Source organism: Bacteroides sp. D2 (assembly GCF_025147085.1).
Lineage (GTDB): Bacteria > Bacteroidota > Bacteroidia > Bacteroidales > Bacteroidaceae > Bacteroides.
Window position 1 is genome coordinate 3,537,579 of record NZ_CP102261.1, and the last position, 16,678, is coordinate 3,554,256.

The window sequence follows — 16,678 nt, forward strand, 5'->3', positions numbered from 1 at the left end:
GAAATGAAGAGAAAATTTGTATATCTATATTTGTTGGGGTTATTGCTGTTTTCTGTAGCTTGTACCGGTAACTTCCGTGATTACAATACCGATTTGTCCGGTATCACGGATGATGACTTGATTATTGATGACAATGGCTATGGAATCCGTTTGGGAATTATTCAGCAAGGTATTTATTTTAATTACGACTACGGAAAAGGAAAGAACTGGCCTTTCCAGCTGATACAGAATCTGAACGCGGACATGTTCAGTGGGTATATGCATGACGGCAAACCTCTGAACGGGGGCTCGCATAATTCCGATTATAATATGCAGGACGGCTGGAATAGCGCCATGTGGACACACATGTATTCTTATATTTTCCCACAGATATATCAGTCGGAGAATGCTACCCGAAATACACATCCTGCTCTGTTCGGGATAACGAAAATATTAAAGGTGGAAGCGATGCATCGTGTGACGGATTATTATGGTCCTATCATTTATAAGAATTTTGCTAATGCCGAAAAACATTACCGTCCGGATAAACAAGAGGATGTCTATTATGAGTTTTTCAATGAACTCGATTCTGCTGTAGTTGCTCTCACCAACTATATAGATGAGAAACCGGAATCCAATGGATTTGCACGTTTTGATATTTTGTTGGATGGGAAATACGCTTCCTGGGTGAAGTTTGCCAATTCGTTGCGTTTGCGGTTGGCAATGCGTATTGCCTCTGTTGCTCCCGATAAGGCTTGTGCTGAAATACAGAAAATAAAAGAAAACGATTATGGCTTCTTTGAAGCGGAAACAGGCGGAGCAATCGTTTCTACCAAATCCGGATATACCAATCCATTGGGAGAACTTAACTGTGTGTGGAATGAAACTTACATGAGTGCTAACATGGAATCAATCTTGGTCGGATATGATGATCCTCGTCTTGGAGCTTATTTCGAACACTGTACGGATGAAGCTTTGAAAGGACAATATCGTGGAATTCGTCAAGGGACATGTTTTGCTCATAGTCATTATTCCGGATTGTCGAAGCTGTTTGTCCTGCAAAGCACCGATGCGCCTCTGATGACTGCTTCGGAAGTCTGGTTTCTGCGTGCCGAAGCCGCTTTGCGCGGGTGGACTGATGAAGATGAAGAAGCTTGTTACCGGAACGGCGTAACTACCTCTTTTCATCAATGGGGAATTTATGGGGTGGAGGATTACCTGAAAAGTGAGCTGACAGCTTCCGGCTTTATAGACACTTATGATGAAGAAAATAATATAGAGGCCCGTTGTAAAGTCACTCCCAAATGGAATCCGCAGGATGATAAGGAGACCAAACTGGAGAAGATTATCACGCAGAAGTGGATTGCCATGTTCCCGGAAGGTTGTGAAGCCTGGGCTGAACAAAGGCGGACAGGATATCCCCGTTTATTTCCCGTTCGATTCAACCATAGCAGAAACGGATGTATTGACACGGAGATCATGGTGCGTCGTCTAAACTTCCCCGGTACATTGCAGACGGAAGACCCGGAGCAATATTCTGCTCTTATGGAGGCTTTAGGCGGAGATGACCATGGAGGTACAAGACTCTGGTGGGATACGGGAAATAATAACCTGGAATAAAAAAAGACAGAAGTAATGTGCTTATATGTGTAGCTTTAACTATTTTTGCATCTTCATTTAAACACATTTACTTATGAAACAGATTATCTCTGCTCTTTTCCTCTGTATGTTGCTCTCTGGCATACCGGGATTGCAGGCGCAAAACATTCAGCTACATTATGATTTCGGACGTTCTTTGTATGATAAAGATTTGCAAGGTCGCCCGCTGTTCACCTCCACTGTGGAGAAGTTTCATCCTGATACTTGGGGAAGCACTTATTTCTTTGTTGATATGGATTACACCTCCGAGGGTGTCGCTTCCGCTTATTGGGAAATAGCACGTGAGATAAAATTCTGGAAAGGTCCTTTCTCTGCACATCTTGAATATAACGGTGGATTATCGAAAGGCATGTCTTATAAAAATGCTTATCTGGCAGGAGCTACCTACACTTTTAATAATGCTTCCTTTTCCAAAGGCTTCACGCTGACTGCTATGTATAAGTATATTCAGAAACACCAATCGCCCAACAACTTCCAGCTGACAGGTACGTGGTACGTAAATTTCTGCCGCAATCTGCTCACTTTCTCCGGCTTTGCCGATTGGTGGCGTGAAGAAACCAACTACGGAAAGACTATCTTTCTCTCCGAACCACAATTCTGGGTAAACCTAAACAAAATCAAAGGAGTAAATAAAAATTTCAATCTTAGTGTTGGCTCCGAAGTCGAATTGAGTAATAACTTCGGCGGTCGTGATGGCTTTTATGTTATCCCGACACTCGCTCTGAAATGGACGCTGAACTAAAAAACGGATTATAAGAAATAGAATTAAAAAAAGTCGGACTAAAAGAAGCCGGACTTCAGAATAATCTCTGTTTATCCCTTTGCGGAAGTTAAAAATATATAGAACAACCTGTTAAATGAAAACTGATTTAATCTACGGCGTAGAAGACCGTCCCCCCTTTAAAGACGCCCTGTTTGCGGCTTTACAACATCTCCTGGCTATTTTCGTAGCAATTATTACACCTCCGCTAATCATCGCGAGTGCCTTGAAACTGGATGTGGAAAAGACAAGCTTTCTGGTTTCCATGTCTCTTTTTGCTTCGGGAGTATCAACTTTCATACAATGCCGTCGTTTTGGTGCGATAGGAGCAAAGTTACTCTGCATTCAGGGTACCAGTTTTTCTTTTATCGGCCCTATCATCGCCACCGGATTAGTGGGTGGTTTGCCTTTGATATTCGGTTCCTGTATGGCTGCCGCACCTATCGAGATGATTGTGAGCCGCACATTCAAGTATCTGCGCAATATTATTACTCCGTTGGTATCCGGTATTGTTGTACTGCTGATCGGATTAAGCCTGATAAAGGTCGGTATTGTATCTTGCGGAGGCGGATATGCGGCTATGGATAACGGTACATTTGCCACTTGGGAAAATCTGTCCATTGCAGGATTGGTGCTTCTTAGCGTCTTGTTTTTTAATCGTTGCCGGAATAAATACCTGCGTATGAGTTCCATTGTGCTCGGACTTTGTCTTGGTTATGCTTTGGCATTTGCTTTGGGAAAAGTGGATATGAGTTCGTTGAATGTGGAAATGCTGATGAGCTTTAATATTCCCCAACCTTTCAAATACGGTGTTGATTTCAATGTATCTTCTTTCATAGCCATTGGCTTGGTTTATCTAATCACAGCAATCGAAGCAACAGGCGATGTGACTGCCAACTCTATGATTTCCGGACTTCCCATTGAAGGAGATTCCTATTTGAAACGGGTTTCCGGTGGAGTAATGGCGGATGGATTCAACTCCTTTCTCGCCGGTGTATTCAACTCTTTTCCAAACTCCATCTTTGCACAAAACAACGGTATTATTCAACTGACTGGAGTAGCCAGCCGTTATGTCGGCTATTATATTGCAGCAATGCTCGTCCTTTTAGGTTTATTCCCCATCGTCGGTGCCGTATTCTCTTTAATGCCTGATCCTGTATTAGGCGGTGCCACTTTATTGATGTTCGGTACGGTAGCCGCTGCAGGAATCCGTATTGTCTCCTCACAAGAAATTGGACGTAAAGAAACTCTGGTATTAGCGGTCAGCCTTTCTTTAGGCTTGGGCGTAGAATTAATGCCGGATGTATTACAACAAACTCCGGAAGCAATTCGAAGTATCTTCTCTTCAGGAATCACCACCGGAGGCTTAACTGCAATTATTGCAAATATAGTAATACGGGTAAAAGAATGAAAAATAAGTATTAAATATCAAGTATTAGGTATTACCACCGAAGTAGCTGATTTACGCTCGATATTTGTCGATTAATACTTAATACCTAATATTTATTTCTTATTCCTTAATACTTAAATTACTCATTTTATCTGTTGTGCGGAAGGGGAAATCTGGATACTCGTAAAGACTGAAACGAGGTTCGGTTTCTCCTTTCGTATAATTCCAGATAGAAGCATAGTCTTCCGGATCTTCTCCCATCTTGGCTAACTGGCGCAGGTAAGCAGCTAGCGATTTATTCTCTACAATATAAATCTGCCCCATCTGATCGATAATCGGGCTATGATGACGAGTGCCATCATGTTCGAAGCGTAGAATTCGTTTTCCTTCTTCTGTTAGTCCCACCAACTGGAAAGTCATGCTTTTACCGATAGCCGGTAAATTCAAAACACTGCGATCAGTGGCAAGGAAAGGTAAATGATGCTTTCTCATGAAGCGTCTTAATTGCTTGGCAACATCCTCTTTAGGCTCCTCTTCCATTCCCACTTTTGTCTCTAATATCTTATATAACTCATCCGCCTGTTCCGGTGTCATACGGCCATAAATCTTTTCCTCCTGTTGTTCCTGCATTGAACGACTGTTGGGTGCAAATACCGCATAATTCTCATTGAATCCTTTAACCGAGAAAGTGTAATAACATACTACCCCCAACGAATTGAGCACCTGACGGAGCCGGGTTGTATGCCCTCGACGTGAAGCAGCCACCGTATATACCAACTGATTCGTAATAATCCATCCCGCAGAAAGAATCTTCCGAATCGCTTCTTTAGCTTCAGGAGTAACCTCCAGCGGTGTCTGGAAATGAGTCTGAATAATAAACTGTTTCACACCGATAGCCGATGCTTTCTCCTTGAATTCCCGCAGAACATCAACCAGTCCGTCATTGATACGCATCGGCAAATAAGCCAACAGACGTGACCCCAACCGTACCCGTTGCAATTCCGCATATTTCTCTCCATCCTTGCGCTCAAGATTCGCCCTTTGTTTGCGTGCCGCCATCCGATACACCGCATCCAGAATATTCTGAAGCGTTTTATTCTGACTCATCAGCGCATCGCCTCCTGTAATAAGAATATCCCGCAACTGCGTATCCTCTTCAAAATAAGCCATTAACCGACGCAACTTACGATCCCATGATTCTTTCGGGCGTAATGACTCAAATTCGAAATTCAACCGCTCGCTCTGAAAATCATACATACGCTGACAGGAAGCACAAAGTCCTCCGCAAGCCCGTCCCATAGTGTCAGGAATGAGGATAGCCACCTCCGGATACCGACGATGAATGTTATGCCCGTCCGGCAAAAGCCATCCCGCAGCATTAGGCTTCCCGGCTTCTACAATATCCTCTTTCTCCCACGCGCGAATATTTCCATACGTCTCCACCAAACGTGGAGAATACAGAATATAACTCCGAATAGCCTCGTCATTATACCCATATCCCGTTACATTAAGCAACGATAAATAATAAGGAGTTGCAAAGAACGGCATACCCTTCTTCCGGGCACGATAAAGCAAATACATAGTCTCTGAAGAAAGTGAATTTCCCAGGAATCGATTCAACTCGCCCGGACTTTTCACAGCCATTGCCAAATGAAAGCGGAAATCGTTCCACCACTCATTGACCAACCTGTATTTTTCTTCATAACTCATTCCCTCCTCAAAGTGAAAACGCACCGAAGGCTTCGACTTCCTGTTTTCAATCTTCTGAATCAGCAAGTGCAACATCCGCTCCTTATTCTCATCCCGCACTTCACGTACCTCTTCATCTAATCCCGTTTCCCACCGGTCATTCCGACTTTTGATACGTTGCGGCGATGGTAAGGGCACAACCTCTCCCTTCAACCGTTTAAACATCTGGAAAATTTCAATAAACAAATCCGTCGGCATCTCCATATTTTCCAACGTTCCCGTCAGAAACTCATAAAGCAACCGAATCGTCTGTACTGACATATCCTGTCCAGTAGACAGTTCATGGACATTCTGCCCATCATAATCGAGTAAGAGTCGAATTTGCTCCCTCGCCTCCTCCGCAGCCTCATTTTCTATCCCGCAAATTTCCAAAAACCGCAGCATCCCAGCCTTGAACTCTTCCGCAGAAGAGCTCTTATCAGCTATCTCCACCACTTCCGGAATTTCTTGATTATAGATTTGTTTCAACTGTGAAAAAGTAAGCGCAAGCATTTTCTTTTGTTTCATAAGCAATCTCTCTATTTTTTAATTATTATAATATACTACCACGTCGCATGGTCCCCCTGGCCTCGTCTGCATGGCGTCAAGTAGCCGGGCAGGCGCAGCCTTGATTTTTTCTTTTTGGTACTTTTCTTTTGTATCAAGACAAAAGAAAAAAGTACATAAAGATAACAAAAAAAGCGGAGGTACAAAACCCCCGCTTTTTCTATCCTATTAATCTTTACGATTTTCTAACATTTAAAGCGACTTATTTTTTCGTTTCCGTGTCGTCATTCTTCCGTTTCGGCTCCTTCTTGGCAAGAAGAACAATATTATACACATAATCCGTCATCCACTGTTCAGAGTATCCCAAACGCTCTTTGTACTGGCGGACAGTCGCAGCCGTTTTATGCACATCATCAGCCTTCCACACTGTCTTGGTACAAACATCGTGTACCGTTTTCTGTGTCATACCATACAAAGCCTTCTTAAAGATCGATGGCATACGAAACTTCCACTGCATCAGATTTCCCATCAGCATCATCAGATCATTGGAAAATCCCTGATACATGAACAAATAAGATTGAATATCATTTTGAGTGCGGCAGTTACGTTTCACGGAAGAGTCGATTTCCTTAAAGAAGTTCTCGTTCAACCCATAATCCTGCATCAGCATTTTGCGTGCAGCAGACTTTTCGGCCAATCCCAGTTTACCGTTTTGAGTAGGAACTTTAAACAAACGTTTGAAGTTAGCTACATCCGGCAAGAAGCGGATATTAGTGATACCGAGGTTTGTGGCGATAACTGACTGGAAATATACCCGGGTCAGTGATATGAAATCTTCTACATTGCCGACTTTCGTTTCATCGGATTTTTTCTTGAATAAACCAAATAAGCCCATTGTTATCTCTACAATTTTATTATTTACAATTTACTATTTTGAGCGTGTGGAAGGTATATAACATAACTACCATCTGTCAATTTGCGTGCAAAGGTACAAAAACAGTTGGTTTTCACCAACATTCCAAGTCCTTTTCGATGTCCGGCATTGTCTCTTTCTTAAAAACAGGACTTTGGATGCCAGCTTTCTTTTGCGCGCGGTAATCATTTAGCAGGCGGATAGCATATTTTCCGAGGAAAAGGATAGCGATCAGATTACAGATAGCCATTAACCCCATCGTGACATCTGCCAGGCTCCATACCATATCCAATGTGGCAAGTGAACCGAAGAGTACCATACCACCCACCAATATCCTGTAACCATGAAGTACCCATTTCCGGTGAGTGATAAAACGGATATTAGCCTCACCATAATAATAATTCCCCAGAATACTGCTGAAAGCAAAAAAGAAAAGAGCTACGGCAACGAAGATACTGCCCGAAGAACCTATTTTGTTTGTCAACGCCTGTTGAGTCAGCTGCACTCCATTAGCCGAACCATCCAGAGGAACCCCACTAAAGAGGATGATAAAAGCCGTACAGGTACATATCAGTAATGTATCTGTAAATACCGCCAAAGTCTGTATCAACCCTTGTTTTACGGGATGGCTGACATGAGCCGTGGCAGCCGCATTCGGGGCCGAACCCATACCGGCCTCATTGCTGAAAAGTCCTCTCTTGATGCCCTGCATTAATGCCATACCAACTCCTCCTGCCAATGCCTGCTCCCAACCGAAAGCATGGCTGACAATCAGTGCGATAACACCCGGTAAATGAGTGATATTGAGTGCAACAATAACCAGTGCCAGCCCTACATATCCCAAAGCCATAACAGGCACGATAATACTGCTGACGCGGGCAATGCGTTGAATACCTCCAAAGATGATAAGCAATGTCAGCAAAGTCAGCACACCTCCCAATATAATATGATTGAACCCAAAAGCATGCTCTGCCGCAGCACAGATCGTATTACTCTGTACAGAATTGAAAGCAAACCCGAAAGTAATGCTTATTAATACGGCAAAAAGCATTCCCATCCACGGTTGTTTCAACCCTTTCTTCATATAATAAGCAGGTCCTCCGATGAACGAATCCTTTCCGCGTATTTTGTATAATTGTCCCAAAGTAGACTCTATGAAAGCACTCGAAGCCCCTAACAGTGCGATGACCCACATCCAGAAAATAGCCCCGGGACCTCCGATGGCAATGGCAGTAGCCACTCCCGCAAGATTCCCCGTACCCACACGACTGGCGATAGAAATAGCGAATGCCTGAAAAGAAGATACATGTTTCTCTCCCTGTTTTCCTTTGCCGGCGGATTCGCTTAATAGCACGATCATTTCCCGGATCATGCGAAATTGTACAAAGCGTGTCCGTATGCTGAACCAGACAGCACATCCTAATAACATAATAATTAGAATATACGTCCAAAGTATGTCATTAATCTCGTTGATAAAAGTCATAGTTAAGTATTAAGTATAAAGCATTGTTTGTGGTTATTCGTCTTTTATTCGGAAGTAAAATTTATGATTTTCGAATACAGGTTCCACAATATCATAACGAACAAATTTGGCGAGCAGATGTTCAGCGGCACGTCGTGAAAGTCCGGTTTGTCGACAGTAACGGTTGAGTGAGAGTAAAGTTCCGTGCTCCAGTTGATCGAGCAGGAGCTGTTCACGTTCGGTGTAGCGGATGAATTCTCCACGGGGGCTATCGCTCTGTTGCCATACACGGAGATGTATGGGAGTTGCCAGAATATTTTCGTCCTTGATGCGGAGATAGGCTAGGGGCTTTCCGGTTTCGTCCTTGGCGTAAACCGGTTTATGTGGAGTCTCTTCGATGGTTGCCACTAACACTTGCCGTCCTTCCACTATGTATGTTTGCAGAGAATATTCCACTTCCGGCACGCAATAAAGTTGTGCGGCGGCTTCAATCATATATTTTTCTTCTTCGGAGCGTACTCCTGCAATTTTACCATTGTCTTTAACGCCAATAAGTAATCGTCCTCCGTCCGTGTTGGCAAAGGCCGAGAGTGTTTTGGCTATTTTGCGTGCGTCGGAAATTTCGAATTTAAAGTCCTGTTGCTGGTGCTCTCCTTCAGCAATCAGTGCATGTATATAATCGGTATCTGTAAGCAGTTTCATGGCTACAAAGGTAGGTAAAAAAGGTAAAAAGCCCCTTTTTTAGATATTTTTCGAAGATTATTTCAAAAAAAATATTGATTTTATGCTTTTATTTCGGGAAACAGTGTATTTTTGCGGCACATTATTAACGAAAAAAATAAAAGGATTATGAAAGAATTGGTAGAAAAGGTAGCAGCTCTTTATGCTGACTTCTCAAAAGATGCTAACGCACAGATCGAAAACGGTAACAAAGCAGCAGGAACTCGTGCTCGTAAGGCTTCTTTGGAAATCGAAAAAGCAATGAAAGAATTCCGTAAAGCATCTTTGGAAGCTTCTAAGAAATAATAGTTAGAAGACTACTAAGATATCAGAAAAAAGAGAGGGCATATCGTAAGCGATATGCCCTCTTTCTGTTTTAATGCGGAATGACTTTTAATTGTTTTAGTATGGATAGTGGCAATTATTTAAGTAGAAAGGTGTATCTTTGTATGTAGCAATCCCAAATATATGAATATATGAGTAATAAGATTTATCCTATCGGCATACAGAACTTTGAGAAAATCCGTAACGACGGTTATTTCTATATTGATAAGACTGCGCTGATTTACCAAATGGTAAAAACAGGTGGATATTATTTTCTTAGCCGTCCGCGCCGTTTTGGTAAGAGCTTGCTACTTTCTACTCTCGAATCTTATTTTTCAGGAAAGAAAGAACTTTTCGAAGGGTTGGCAATGGGAAAGCTAGAGAAAGATTGGATAAAATACCCCGTCATTCATTTAGACTTGAATGCAAAGAAATTCGATACAGTAGATGATTTAATTCGTCTTGTAGACCGGCAGTTGCTTGTATATGAAGCGCAATATGGTTCATGTTCGAAAGATGAAACGATAGACGACCGCTTTGTTACCCTGATCCGTATGGCAGCAGAGAAAACGGGAGAGCGTGTTGTGATTCTTGTGGATGAGTATGATAAGCCGATGCTGCAAGCAATCGGTAGGGATGAGTTGCAAGAAGAGTACCGGAATACATTGAAGGCTTTCTATGGTGTAATGAAGTCTATGGACGGTTACATAAAGTTTGCTATGCTGACAGGGGTTACTAAATTCGGTAAAGTCAGTGTGTTTAGTGATTTGAATAATCTGGATGACATATCGATGCGTCAGATCTATGTAGATATTTGCGGTGTCAGTGAACAAGAACTTCATGATAATCTGGAGAGTGAGTTGCATGAATTGGCGGAAATTCGAGGGGTATCGTATGATGACGTTTGCAATGAACTGCGTGCGTGCTATGATGGCTATCATTTCACTCATAATTCTATTGGTATATACAATCCGTTCAGCCTTTTGAATGCATTTAAATATCAGGAATTCAGTAGTTATTGGTTCGAGACGGGTACGCCTACTTATTTGGTGGAACTGTTGAAAAAACATCATTATGATCTTCATCGCATGGCTCATGAAGAGACGACTGCCGAGGTTTTAAATAGCATTGATTCGACTTCCGACAATCCAATCCCTGTGATATATCAAAGTGGTTATCTTACTATAAAAGGATATGATCCTCGTTTTGGCAATTATCGTTTGGGATTTCCTAATCGTGAAGTAGAGGAAGGTTTTGTTAAATTTCTACTTCCTTTTTATGCTAATACTAATGCAGTGGAATCTTCATTTGCCATACAAAAGTTTGTTCGTGAAATAGAATCCGGAGATTATGAGTCATTTTTCCGTCGCTTGCAAAGTTTCTTTGCTGATACTCCCTATGAGTTGGTTCGTGACTTAGAGTTGCATTATCAAAATGTTCTTTTTATAGTGTTCAAGTTAGTCGGATTTTATGTCAAGGCTGAATATCATACGAGTGAAGGACGTGTTGACCTAATCTTGCAAACAGATAAATTCATTTATGTTATGGAATTTAAGTTGAATGGTACGGCAGAAGAAGCATTGCAGCAAATTAATGAAAAACATTATGCATTGCCATTTGAACACGATGAACGTAAACTATTTAAAATCGGAGTGAACTTTACTTCAGCAACACGAAATATAGAGAAATGGATGGTAGAAGCAGAGTAATATTAATATAGAATGAAATAATTATTTATAGCATGAAAAGCGGTTCGTTTGAATGAATCGCTTTTTTTATTTTCCAGAGTTGTCTGCTTTCCTGTTCGTAAACATCTTATCTTTTCTATTGCTTAGTTAATAAGAATATAAGCGTAGCTTTTTATTTCTTCAAAATTGACTAATTTTGTATTTATATATTTGCTAAACTTTTTTTCTTCTATATGCATCTCAAATTAAATCGTATATTTGCGAAAAGAATCAAGATCGGGAATGATGAACGAAAACGTCTTAGCTAAACTGAAGATACTTGCAGAATCTGCCAAGTACGATGTTTCCTGTTCTTCCAGTGGTACGGTGCGTTCCAATAAGCCGGGAACGCTGGGAAACACTGTGGGAGGATGGGGGATATGCCACAGTTTTGCCGAGGACGGTCGATGTATCTCGCTATTGAAAATCATGCTTACCAATTATTGCATTTACGATTGTGCCTATTGCGTCAACCGTCGTAGCAACGATCTTCCCCGCGCTACCTTTTCCGTTTCGGAATTGGTGGAGCTGACGATGGAATTCTACCGTCGTAACTATATCGAAGGGCTGTTTCTTAGCTCCGGAGTGGTCCGTAATCCGGACTATACAATGGAGAGACTTGTGCGTGTAGCCAAAGATTTGCGGCAAGTGTACCGTTTTAACGGTTATATCCATCTCAAGAGTATTCCCGGAGCCAGTCGCGAATTAGTGAATGAAGCCGGATTGTATGCCGATCGTCTTAGCGTCAACGTCGAAATTCCCAAAGAAGAAAATTTGAAACTGCTTGCACCGGAAAAAGACCATAAAAGCGTATTTGCTCCGATGAAATACATTCAACAAGGCGTGTTGGAGAGCAAAGAAGAACGGCAGAAGTTTCGCCACGCACCCCGTTTCGCACCTGCGGGACAAAGTACCCAGGTGATTGTGGGAGCTACCTCCGAATCGGATAAAGATATTCTTTTTCTTTCGTCGGCACTTTACGGGCGCCCCACCATGAAACGTGTCTATTATTCGGGCTACGTTTCCGTAAATACGTATGATAAGCGTCTTCCGGCATTGAAACAGCCGCCTCTGGTACGTGAAAACCGGCTCTATCAGGCTGACTGGTTATTGCGTTTTTATCAATTCAAGGTAGATGAAATTGTGGATGATTCTTATCCGGATCTCGATCTCGAAATAGACCCGAAACTTTCGTGGGCTTTGCGCCATCCCGAACAGTTTCCTGTCGACATCAATAAGGCAGACTACGAAATGTTGCTCCGTGTGCCGGGAGTAGGGGTGAAGTCGGCGAAACTGATTGTTGCTTCCCGTCGTTTTTCGCGGCTGGGATTTTATGAACTGAAGAAGATAGGAGTGGTGATGAAGAAAGCGCAATATTTCATCACTTGCAAAGAACTACCTCTCCAGATGCAGACAGTGAACGAACTTTCTCCGCAACGGGTGCGCAGCTTATTGTTGCCGAAACCGAAAAAGAAAGTGGATGAACGTCAGTTGTTGCTTGATTTTGGCGAATAGTAAATATGCTTGGTGTTTTTTATGAATGTTTATATTTACGATAAAACCTTTGATGGGCTGCTGACGGCTGTGTTCGACGCCTATTTCCGCAAGACTTTTCCCGATGCTTTGTTGTCGGAAGGAGATGCTTTGCCTTTATTTTGTGATGAGCTGCATACGGTAGTGACCGATGAAGAAAAGGCCGGGCGTGTGTGGCGGGGATTGCAGAAGAAAGTTTCCTCTTCTGCTTTGGGTTGCCTCACACAAAGTTGGCTGTCGGAACTTCCGGAAATAGGAATACTTATTTTTCGATATATCCGTAAAGCAATCGATGCCCCCCGCTCTATTGAAACCAATTTTGGTGATCCGGACGTTTTGCAATTAGCGCAAATATGGAAGAAGGTGGATGGCGAACGCGTACACCTGATGCAATTTGTCCGTTTCCAGAAAGCTGCCGACGGTACATTCTTTGCCGCTTTCGAACCACAGTATAATGCGCTCCCGCTGACCGTTCACCATTTCAAAGACCGTTTTGCCGATCAGAAGTGGATTATTTATGACATGAAACGCCGTTACGGATTTTATTATGATTTGCAGGAGGTGACAACTATCTCGTTTGATGATGACAGCCGTGAATCCCATTTGATTACGGGGATGCTGGATGAAAGCCTGATGGACAAGGATGAGAAGCTTTTCCAACAACTTTGGAAGACATATTTCAAGGCTATTTGTATCAAAGAACGCATGAATCCGAGAAAGCACAGGCAGGATATGCCTGTACGTTATTGGAAGTATCTGACGGAAAAGCAAAAGTAGATTTCCATTTTGGGAGAGGAGCGGAAGTCTGACTATTCAATTCGCTGCACCGTTACATCCGGAAATTCCTGTATCAGCGAAAGCAGATGCCCTTCATCATTATTTCGCTTCGACTTGATAACCATCGTAACCTGATAATATTCTGTTTCACCCGTGTGTTGCGTTTCCATCTCGTAAGAGACTATCAGGTAGTCTTTAGAGTTGAATCTGTCCGCTATCTGTTTCAGTATGTCTTTGTTGGGAGTTGAGAAAGAAACCATCGAGCTTTTCATTCCGATGCTTTTAAATAGATAGCTAAGTAGTTCCAGTCCGACGAGGGTTAACACCGTGGCGGCAATGCCGATGGTGTACATTCCTGTACCTACCGCCAGGCCGATACCTGCTGTTGCCCAGATTCCTGCGGCGGTAGTCAGTCCGCGTACAATCTGTTTTTGAAAGATGATGGTTCCTGCACCGATAAATCCGATACCGCTGACAACCTGTGCCGCCACCCGACTGGGATCGAGTGTGACACTACTTTCTTTTATAATTTCCTGAAATCCGTATTGGGAAACAATCATAATCAAAGCACTACCTAGCGACACGAGAAAATGAGTGCGGTATCCGGCTTCTTTGGCACGGTATTCACGATCCAGTCCAATGATGGTTCCCAGTATTCCGGCGACCAATAAACGGATTACAAAATCCATATTCAACATCATGTGTTCAATCTCCTTTCTGTTTTTTATTGTTTGTGGAAAAATGCTTAGGACTATAAATATACAATTATTTCCCCTTTTTGTATCAATCATTTAGTAATATTTGAACGTATCCAATTCATTTTATCGTATATTCGCAGATTCAAATAAATGTTTAATCCCGCGACCGAGCAAATAATGAAGAAAAGAATTTTTTATATAATCAGCTTTCTGGTGATCTTCTGTATTGAGGTGTTGATAGCTTTGTATGTGCGCGACCGTTTCATACGTCCCTATGTCGGAGATATGCTGGTTGTAGTGCTAGTATATAGCTTTGTACGTATCTTTCTACCGACGGGGATTCCGCGGATGCCGTTTTATGTCTTTCTTTTTGCCTGTTTTGTAGAAGTCTTGCAATACTTCCGGCTGGTGGAGACATTGGGTGTCACGAACCGCGTAGCCCGAATTGTGCTGGGTTCTACGTTCGATTGGGGAGATATTGCCTGTTATGCTGTGGGATGCGTTTTCATTGTCTTATTCGAGCATTTCGTCCGGCGTAGATCGTAGAGGATTTATTTCTCTTCCGCTTTGGTTTCGGATGGGTCCAGGCTGTGGCCGCAATATTTGCAAAACTCTGCATTATCTTCGTGTCCGGAGCGATGGCAGTTGGGACATTCTTTGTCTCTCCTGCGTTTATACTCTTTCATCATGGAGGCAGATACGATACCTGTGGGTACGGCAATAATCGTGTAACCGATCAGCATGACACAGGCGGAAAGGAATTTTCCGAGGCCGGTGGCGGGAGTAATATCTCCATAACCTACGGTAGTCATGGTGACGATAGCCCAATAGATGCTGTTCGGGATATTGTTGAACTGGGAGTTGGGTTGCGTTCCTTCAATCATATACATTAGCGTTCCGATGGAAGTCACCAGAATGACGACAAACAAGAAGAACACTGCAATCTTCTTACTACTTTCACGCAAGGCAGTGAGCAGCCGTTCCCCCTCATTCAGAAAGTTGAAAAGCTTGAAGACGCGGAACACACGTATCAGGCGGAAGGCACGGATGATGAGTAGATAACGGGCGCCCGGGAAGAGCAGGCCGATGTAAAGAGGCAACGTGGCCAGTAAGTCTACGATACCGAAAAAGCTGAATATGTATTTCCGGGGACGGGGTGAACAGTAGATCCTCGTCAGGTATTCGAAAGTAAAGAAGCCGGTGAAAAGGAATTCCATAATGACGAACGGAGTCGTCAGATAGGTGGGAAGTCCTTTCAGACTTTCGATGATGACGAGCAATACGCTGACCAGAATACAGGCGATAAGAATCACGTCGAACAATTTCCCGGCAGGGGTGTCCGATTCGAAGATGATGACGTATAACTTTCGTTTCAGTTTCTCGTCATGCAAAAAACGATGGATTCTTTCTTTCAGTTTCATATCAATAGTGCTTGGCCGGAATTAAAGAAAAAGCCTTTTTAGTCGATAACCCACTGTTTATTGTAGGCAACGGTCTTTTGCGGGTTGTAATACATTCCCTCTTGTGTGGGAATATAGAGAATGTATGTCTTTCCGGTCTTGTTTTTCAATGAAGTGTCGCGCAGCCAGGGGTTGGCATCACGGAGTTGGGCATAGGTGATTCCCTGTGATTTTGCGTAGTCGTTCAGATCGTCGATAGAAGTGTTGACGGTTACCTCTTTATAAGGAATAGGCGGATACAGATGTTCCCGTTTCAAGAGGAATCCGTAACGTTGCGGGTTGTTGAATATCTCTTTGGCTGCCAGCAGACGGAACATGTAGCGGGAAGTTTCCTCTACCAGCCATAAGTCCATGGCATGACTTGCCAACTGCTTTTCAAGTTGAGAAGAGATACGTCCCTGTCCGGCGTTATAGGCGGCGGAGACAGCCATCCAGTCGCCATATTTGGCATACGCTTGTTTGAAGTATTTGCAGGCGGCAACGGTTGCTTTTTCAATATGGTAGCGTTCGTCTACGTTATCGTTCACTTCCAGCCCGAATTCCCGTCCGGTGGCAGGCATAAATTGCCACAGGCCCGCTGCTCCTGCCGGAGAGCGTGCAATGTTGTTCAGATTGCTCTCGATGACCATCAGGTATTTGAAGTCGTCGGGGATACCGTTTGCTTTCAGTATCGGTTCGATGATGGGGAAGTAACGGTTGGCGCGCTTGATTAATAACATGGTGGTGGAGTGCATATAGGTGAAGGCCATCATCTCGCGGTCCATCCGTTCGCGACGGTCATAGCGGCGGAGGTCGATCGTTTCCCCGTCGAAGGTGACCTGTGCGGGAACAGTAGGCGGAGTGACACAATAAGGCACCTCCGATTTGGCGGAATGTTGTTCGTTCACTTGGCTGCTGCCTGTCAATATTGGGATGGAAGCGCCGATGCAAAATACTAATATAAGTGTAAGAATATAGTTGATTTTCATTCGTCTTTTCATTTTATAACCTTTTTGGATGCTTCAATGTTTAAGCCTATCTTGCAAAGATAACCTCATTTTG

At 43.1% G+C, this 16,678-nt stretch carries 15 protein-coding genes; 8 read left to right on the forward strand and 7 right to left on the reverse strand.

All coding sequences use genetic code 11. The features are described from left to right. Window positions 1–3: 3 nt before the first annotated feature. From NQ505_RS12335 to NQ505_RS12345, 3 genes are all read left to right on the forward strand, one after another. The gene (locus tag NQ505_RS12335; protein ID WP_009000636.1) at window positions 4–1,599 is read left to right on the forward strand and encodes a SusD/RagB family nutrient-binding outer membrane lipoprotein; all 1,596 of its coding nucleotides are present in this window, start codon (window positions 4–6) and stop codon (window positions 1,597–1,599) included. A gap of 73 nt (window positions 1,600–1,672) precedes the next feature. After that, window positions 1,673–2,380, forward strand: coding sequence for a DUF5020 family protein (locus tag NQ505_RS12340; protein ID WP_004325090.1), 708 nt, complete (start codon window positions 1,673–1,675; stop codon window positions 2,378–2,380). Window positions 2,381–2,495: 115 nt separating this feature from the next. Continuing rightward, window positions 2,496–3,809, forward strand: a complete 1,314-nt coding sequence (locus NQ505_RS12345; protein ID WP_004301959.1) for a nucleobase:cation symporter-2 family protein — start codon at window positions 2,496–2,498, stop codon at window positions 3,807–3,809. Between the two features lie 99 nt (window positions 3,810–3,908). Here NQ505_RS12345 and NQ505_RS12350 read toward each other — a convergent pair whose 3' ends face one another. The 4 genes from NQ505_RS12350 to NQ505_RS12365 form a co-directional block, all read right to left on the reverse strand. Continuing rightward, the gene (locus tag NQ505_RS12350) at window positions 3,909–6,044 is read right to left on the reverse strand and encodes a KamA family radical SAM protein (RefSeq protein WP_009000637.1); all 2,136 of its coding nucleotides are present in this window, start codon (window positions 6,042–6,044) and stop codon (window positions 3,909–3,911) included. Between the two features lie 241 nt (window positions 6,045–6,285). Next, the gene (locus tag NQ505_RS12355) at window positions 6,286–6,918 is read right to left on the reverse strand and encodes a hypothetical protein (RefSeq protein ID WP_004301962.1); all 633 of its coding nucleotides are present in this window, start codon (window positions 6,916–6,918) and stop codon (window positions 6,286–6,288) included. A gap of 112 nt (window positions 6,919–7,030) precedes the next feature. Continuing rightward, window positions 7,031–8,419, reverse strand: a complete 1,389-nt coding sequence (locus NQ505_RS12360; RefSeq protein WP_009000638.1) for an alanine/glycine:cation symporter family protein — start codon at window positions 8,417–8,419, stop codon at window positions 7,031–7,033. A 33-nt stretch (window positions 8,420–8,452) separates the two neighbouring features. Continuing rightward, complete coding sequence (locus NQ505_RS12365; RefSeq protein ID WP_009000639.1) at window positions 8,453–9,100, reverse strand: helix-turn-helix domain-containing protein; 648 nt, start codon at window positions 9,098–9,100, stop codon at window positions 8,453–8,455. Window positions 9,101–9,247: 147 nt separating this feature from the next. On the opposite strand from NQ505_RS12365, the gene NQ505_RS12370 reads away from it, so the two are divergent. The 4 genes from NQ505_RS12370 (at window position 9,248) to NQ505_RS12385 (ending at window position 13,479) form a co-directional block, all read left to right on the forward strand. After that, window positions 9,248–9,424, forward strand: coding sequence for a histone H1 (locus tag NQ505_RS12370; protein ID WP_004301965.1), 177 nt, complete (start codon window positions 9,248–9,250; stop codon window positions 9,422–9,424). Window positions 9,425–9,594: 170 nt separating this feature from the next. Continuing rightward, a complete protein-coding gene (locus NQ505_RS12375) occupies window positions 9,595–11,151 on the forward strand; it encodes an ATP-binding protein (RefSeq protein WP_009000640.1) in 1,557 nt (518 codons plus the stop codon). A gap of 264 nt (window positions 11,152–11,415) precedes the next feature. Further along, the gene (locus NQ505_RS12380; RefSeq protein ID WP_004304808.1) at window positions 11,416–12,684 is read left to right on the forward strand and encodes a putative DNA modification/repair radical SAM protein; all 1,269 of its coding nucleotides are present in this window, start codon (window positions 11,416–11,418) and stop codon (window positions 12,682–12,684) included. Between the two features lie 21 nt (window positions 12,685–12,705). Beyond that, a complete protein-coding gene (locus tag NQ505_RS12385) occupies window positions 12,706–13,479 on the forward strand; it encodes a TIGR03915 family putative DNA repair protein (RefSeq protein ID WP_009000641.1) in 774 nt (257 codons plus the stop codon). A 32-nt stretch (window positions 13,480–13,511) separates the two neighbouring features. Here the strand turns inward: NQ505_RS12385 and NQ505_RS12390 are convergent, their stop codons facing one another. Further along, the gene (locus NQ505_RS12390) at window positions 13,512–14,180 is read right to left on the reverse strand and encodes an MgtC/SapB family protein (RefSeq protein WP_009000642.1); all 669 of its coding nucleotides are present in this window, start codon (window positions 14,178–14,180) and stop codon (window positions 13,512–13,514) included. 174 nt (window positions 14,181–14,354) lie between these two features. Between NQ505_RS12390 and NQ505_RS12395 the strand changes: the two genes are divergently transcribed. Beyond that, on the forward strand, window positions 14,355–14,723 hold the full coding sequence (locus tag NQ505_RS12395; RefSeq protein WP_032853835.1) for a DUF2809 domain-containing protein: 369 nt from the start codon (window positions 14,355–14,357) through the stop codon (window positions 14,721–14,723). A gap of 5 nt (window positions 14,724–14,728) precedes the next feature. On the opposite strand, the gene NQ505_RS12400 is transcribed toward NQ505_RS12395, so the two are convergent. Together NQ505_RS12400 and NQ505_RS12405 are read right to left on the reverse strand one after the other, a co-directional pair. Then, complete coding sequence (locus NQ505_RS12400) at window positions 14,729–15,598, reverse strand: ion transporter (protein WP_004301970.1); 870 nt, start codon at window positions 15,596–15,598, stop codon at window positions 14,729–14,731. A gap of 38 nt (window positions 15,599–15,636) precedes the next feature. Further along, window positions 15,637–16,617 carry a lytic transglycosylase domain-containing protein gene (locus tag NQ505_RS12405; protein ID WP_032853836.1) on the reverse strand — a complete coding sequence of 327 codons (981 nt, stop codon included), beginning with the start codon at window positions 16,615–16,617 and terminating at the stop codon, window positions 15,637–15,639. Window positions 16,618–16,678: the final 61 nt, after the last annotated feature.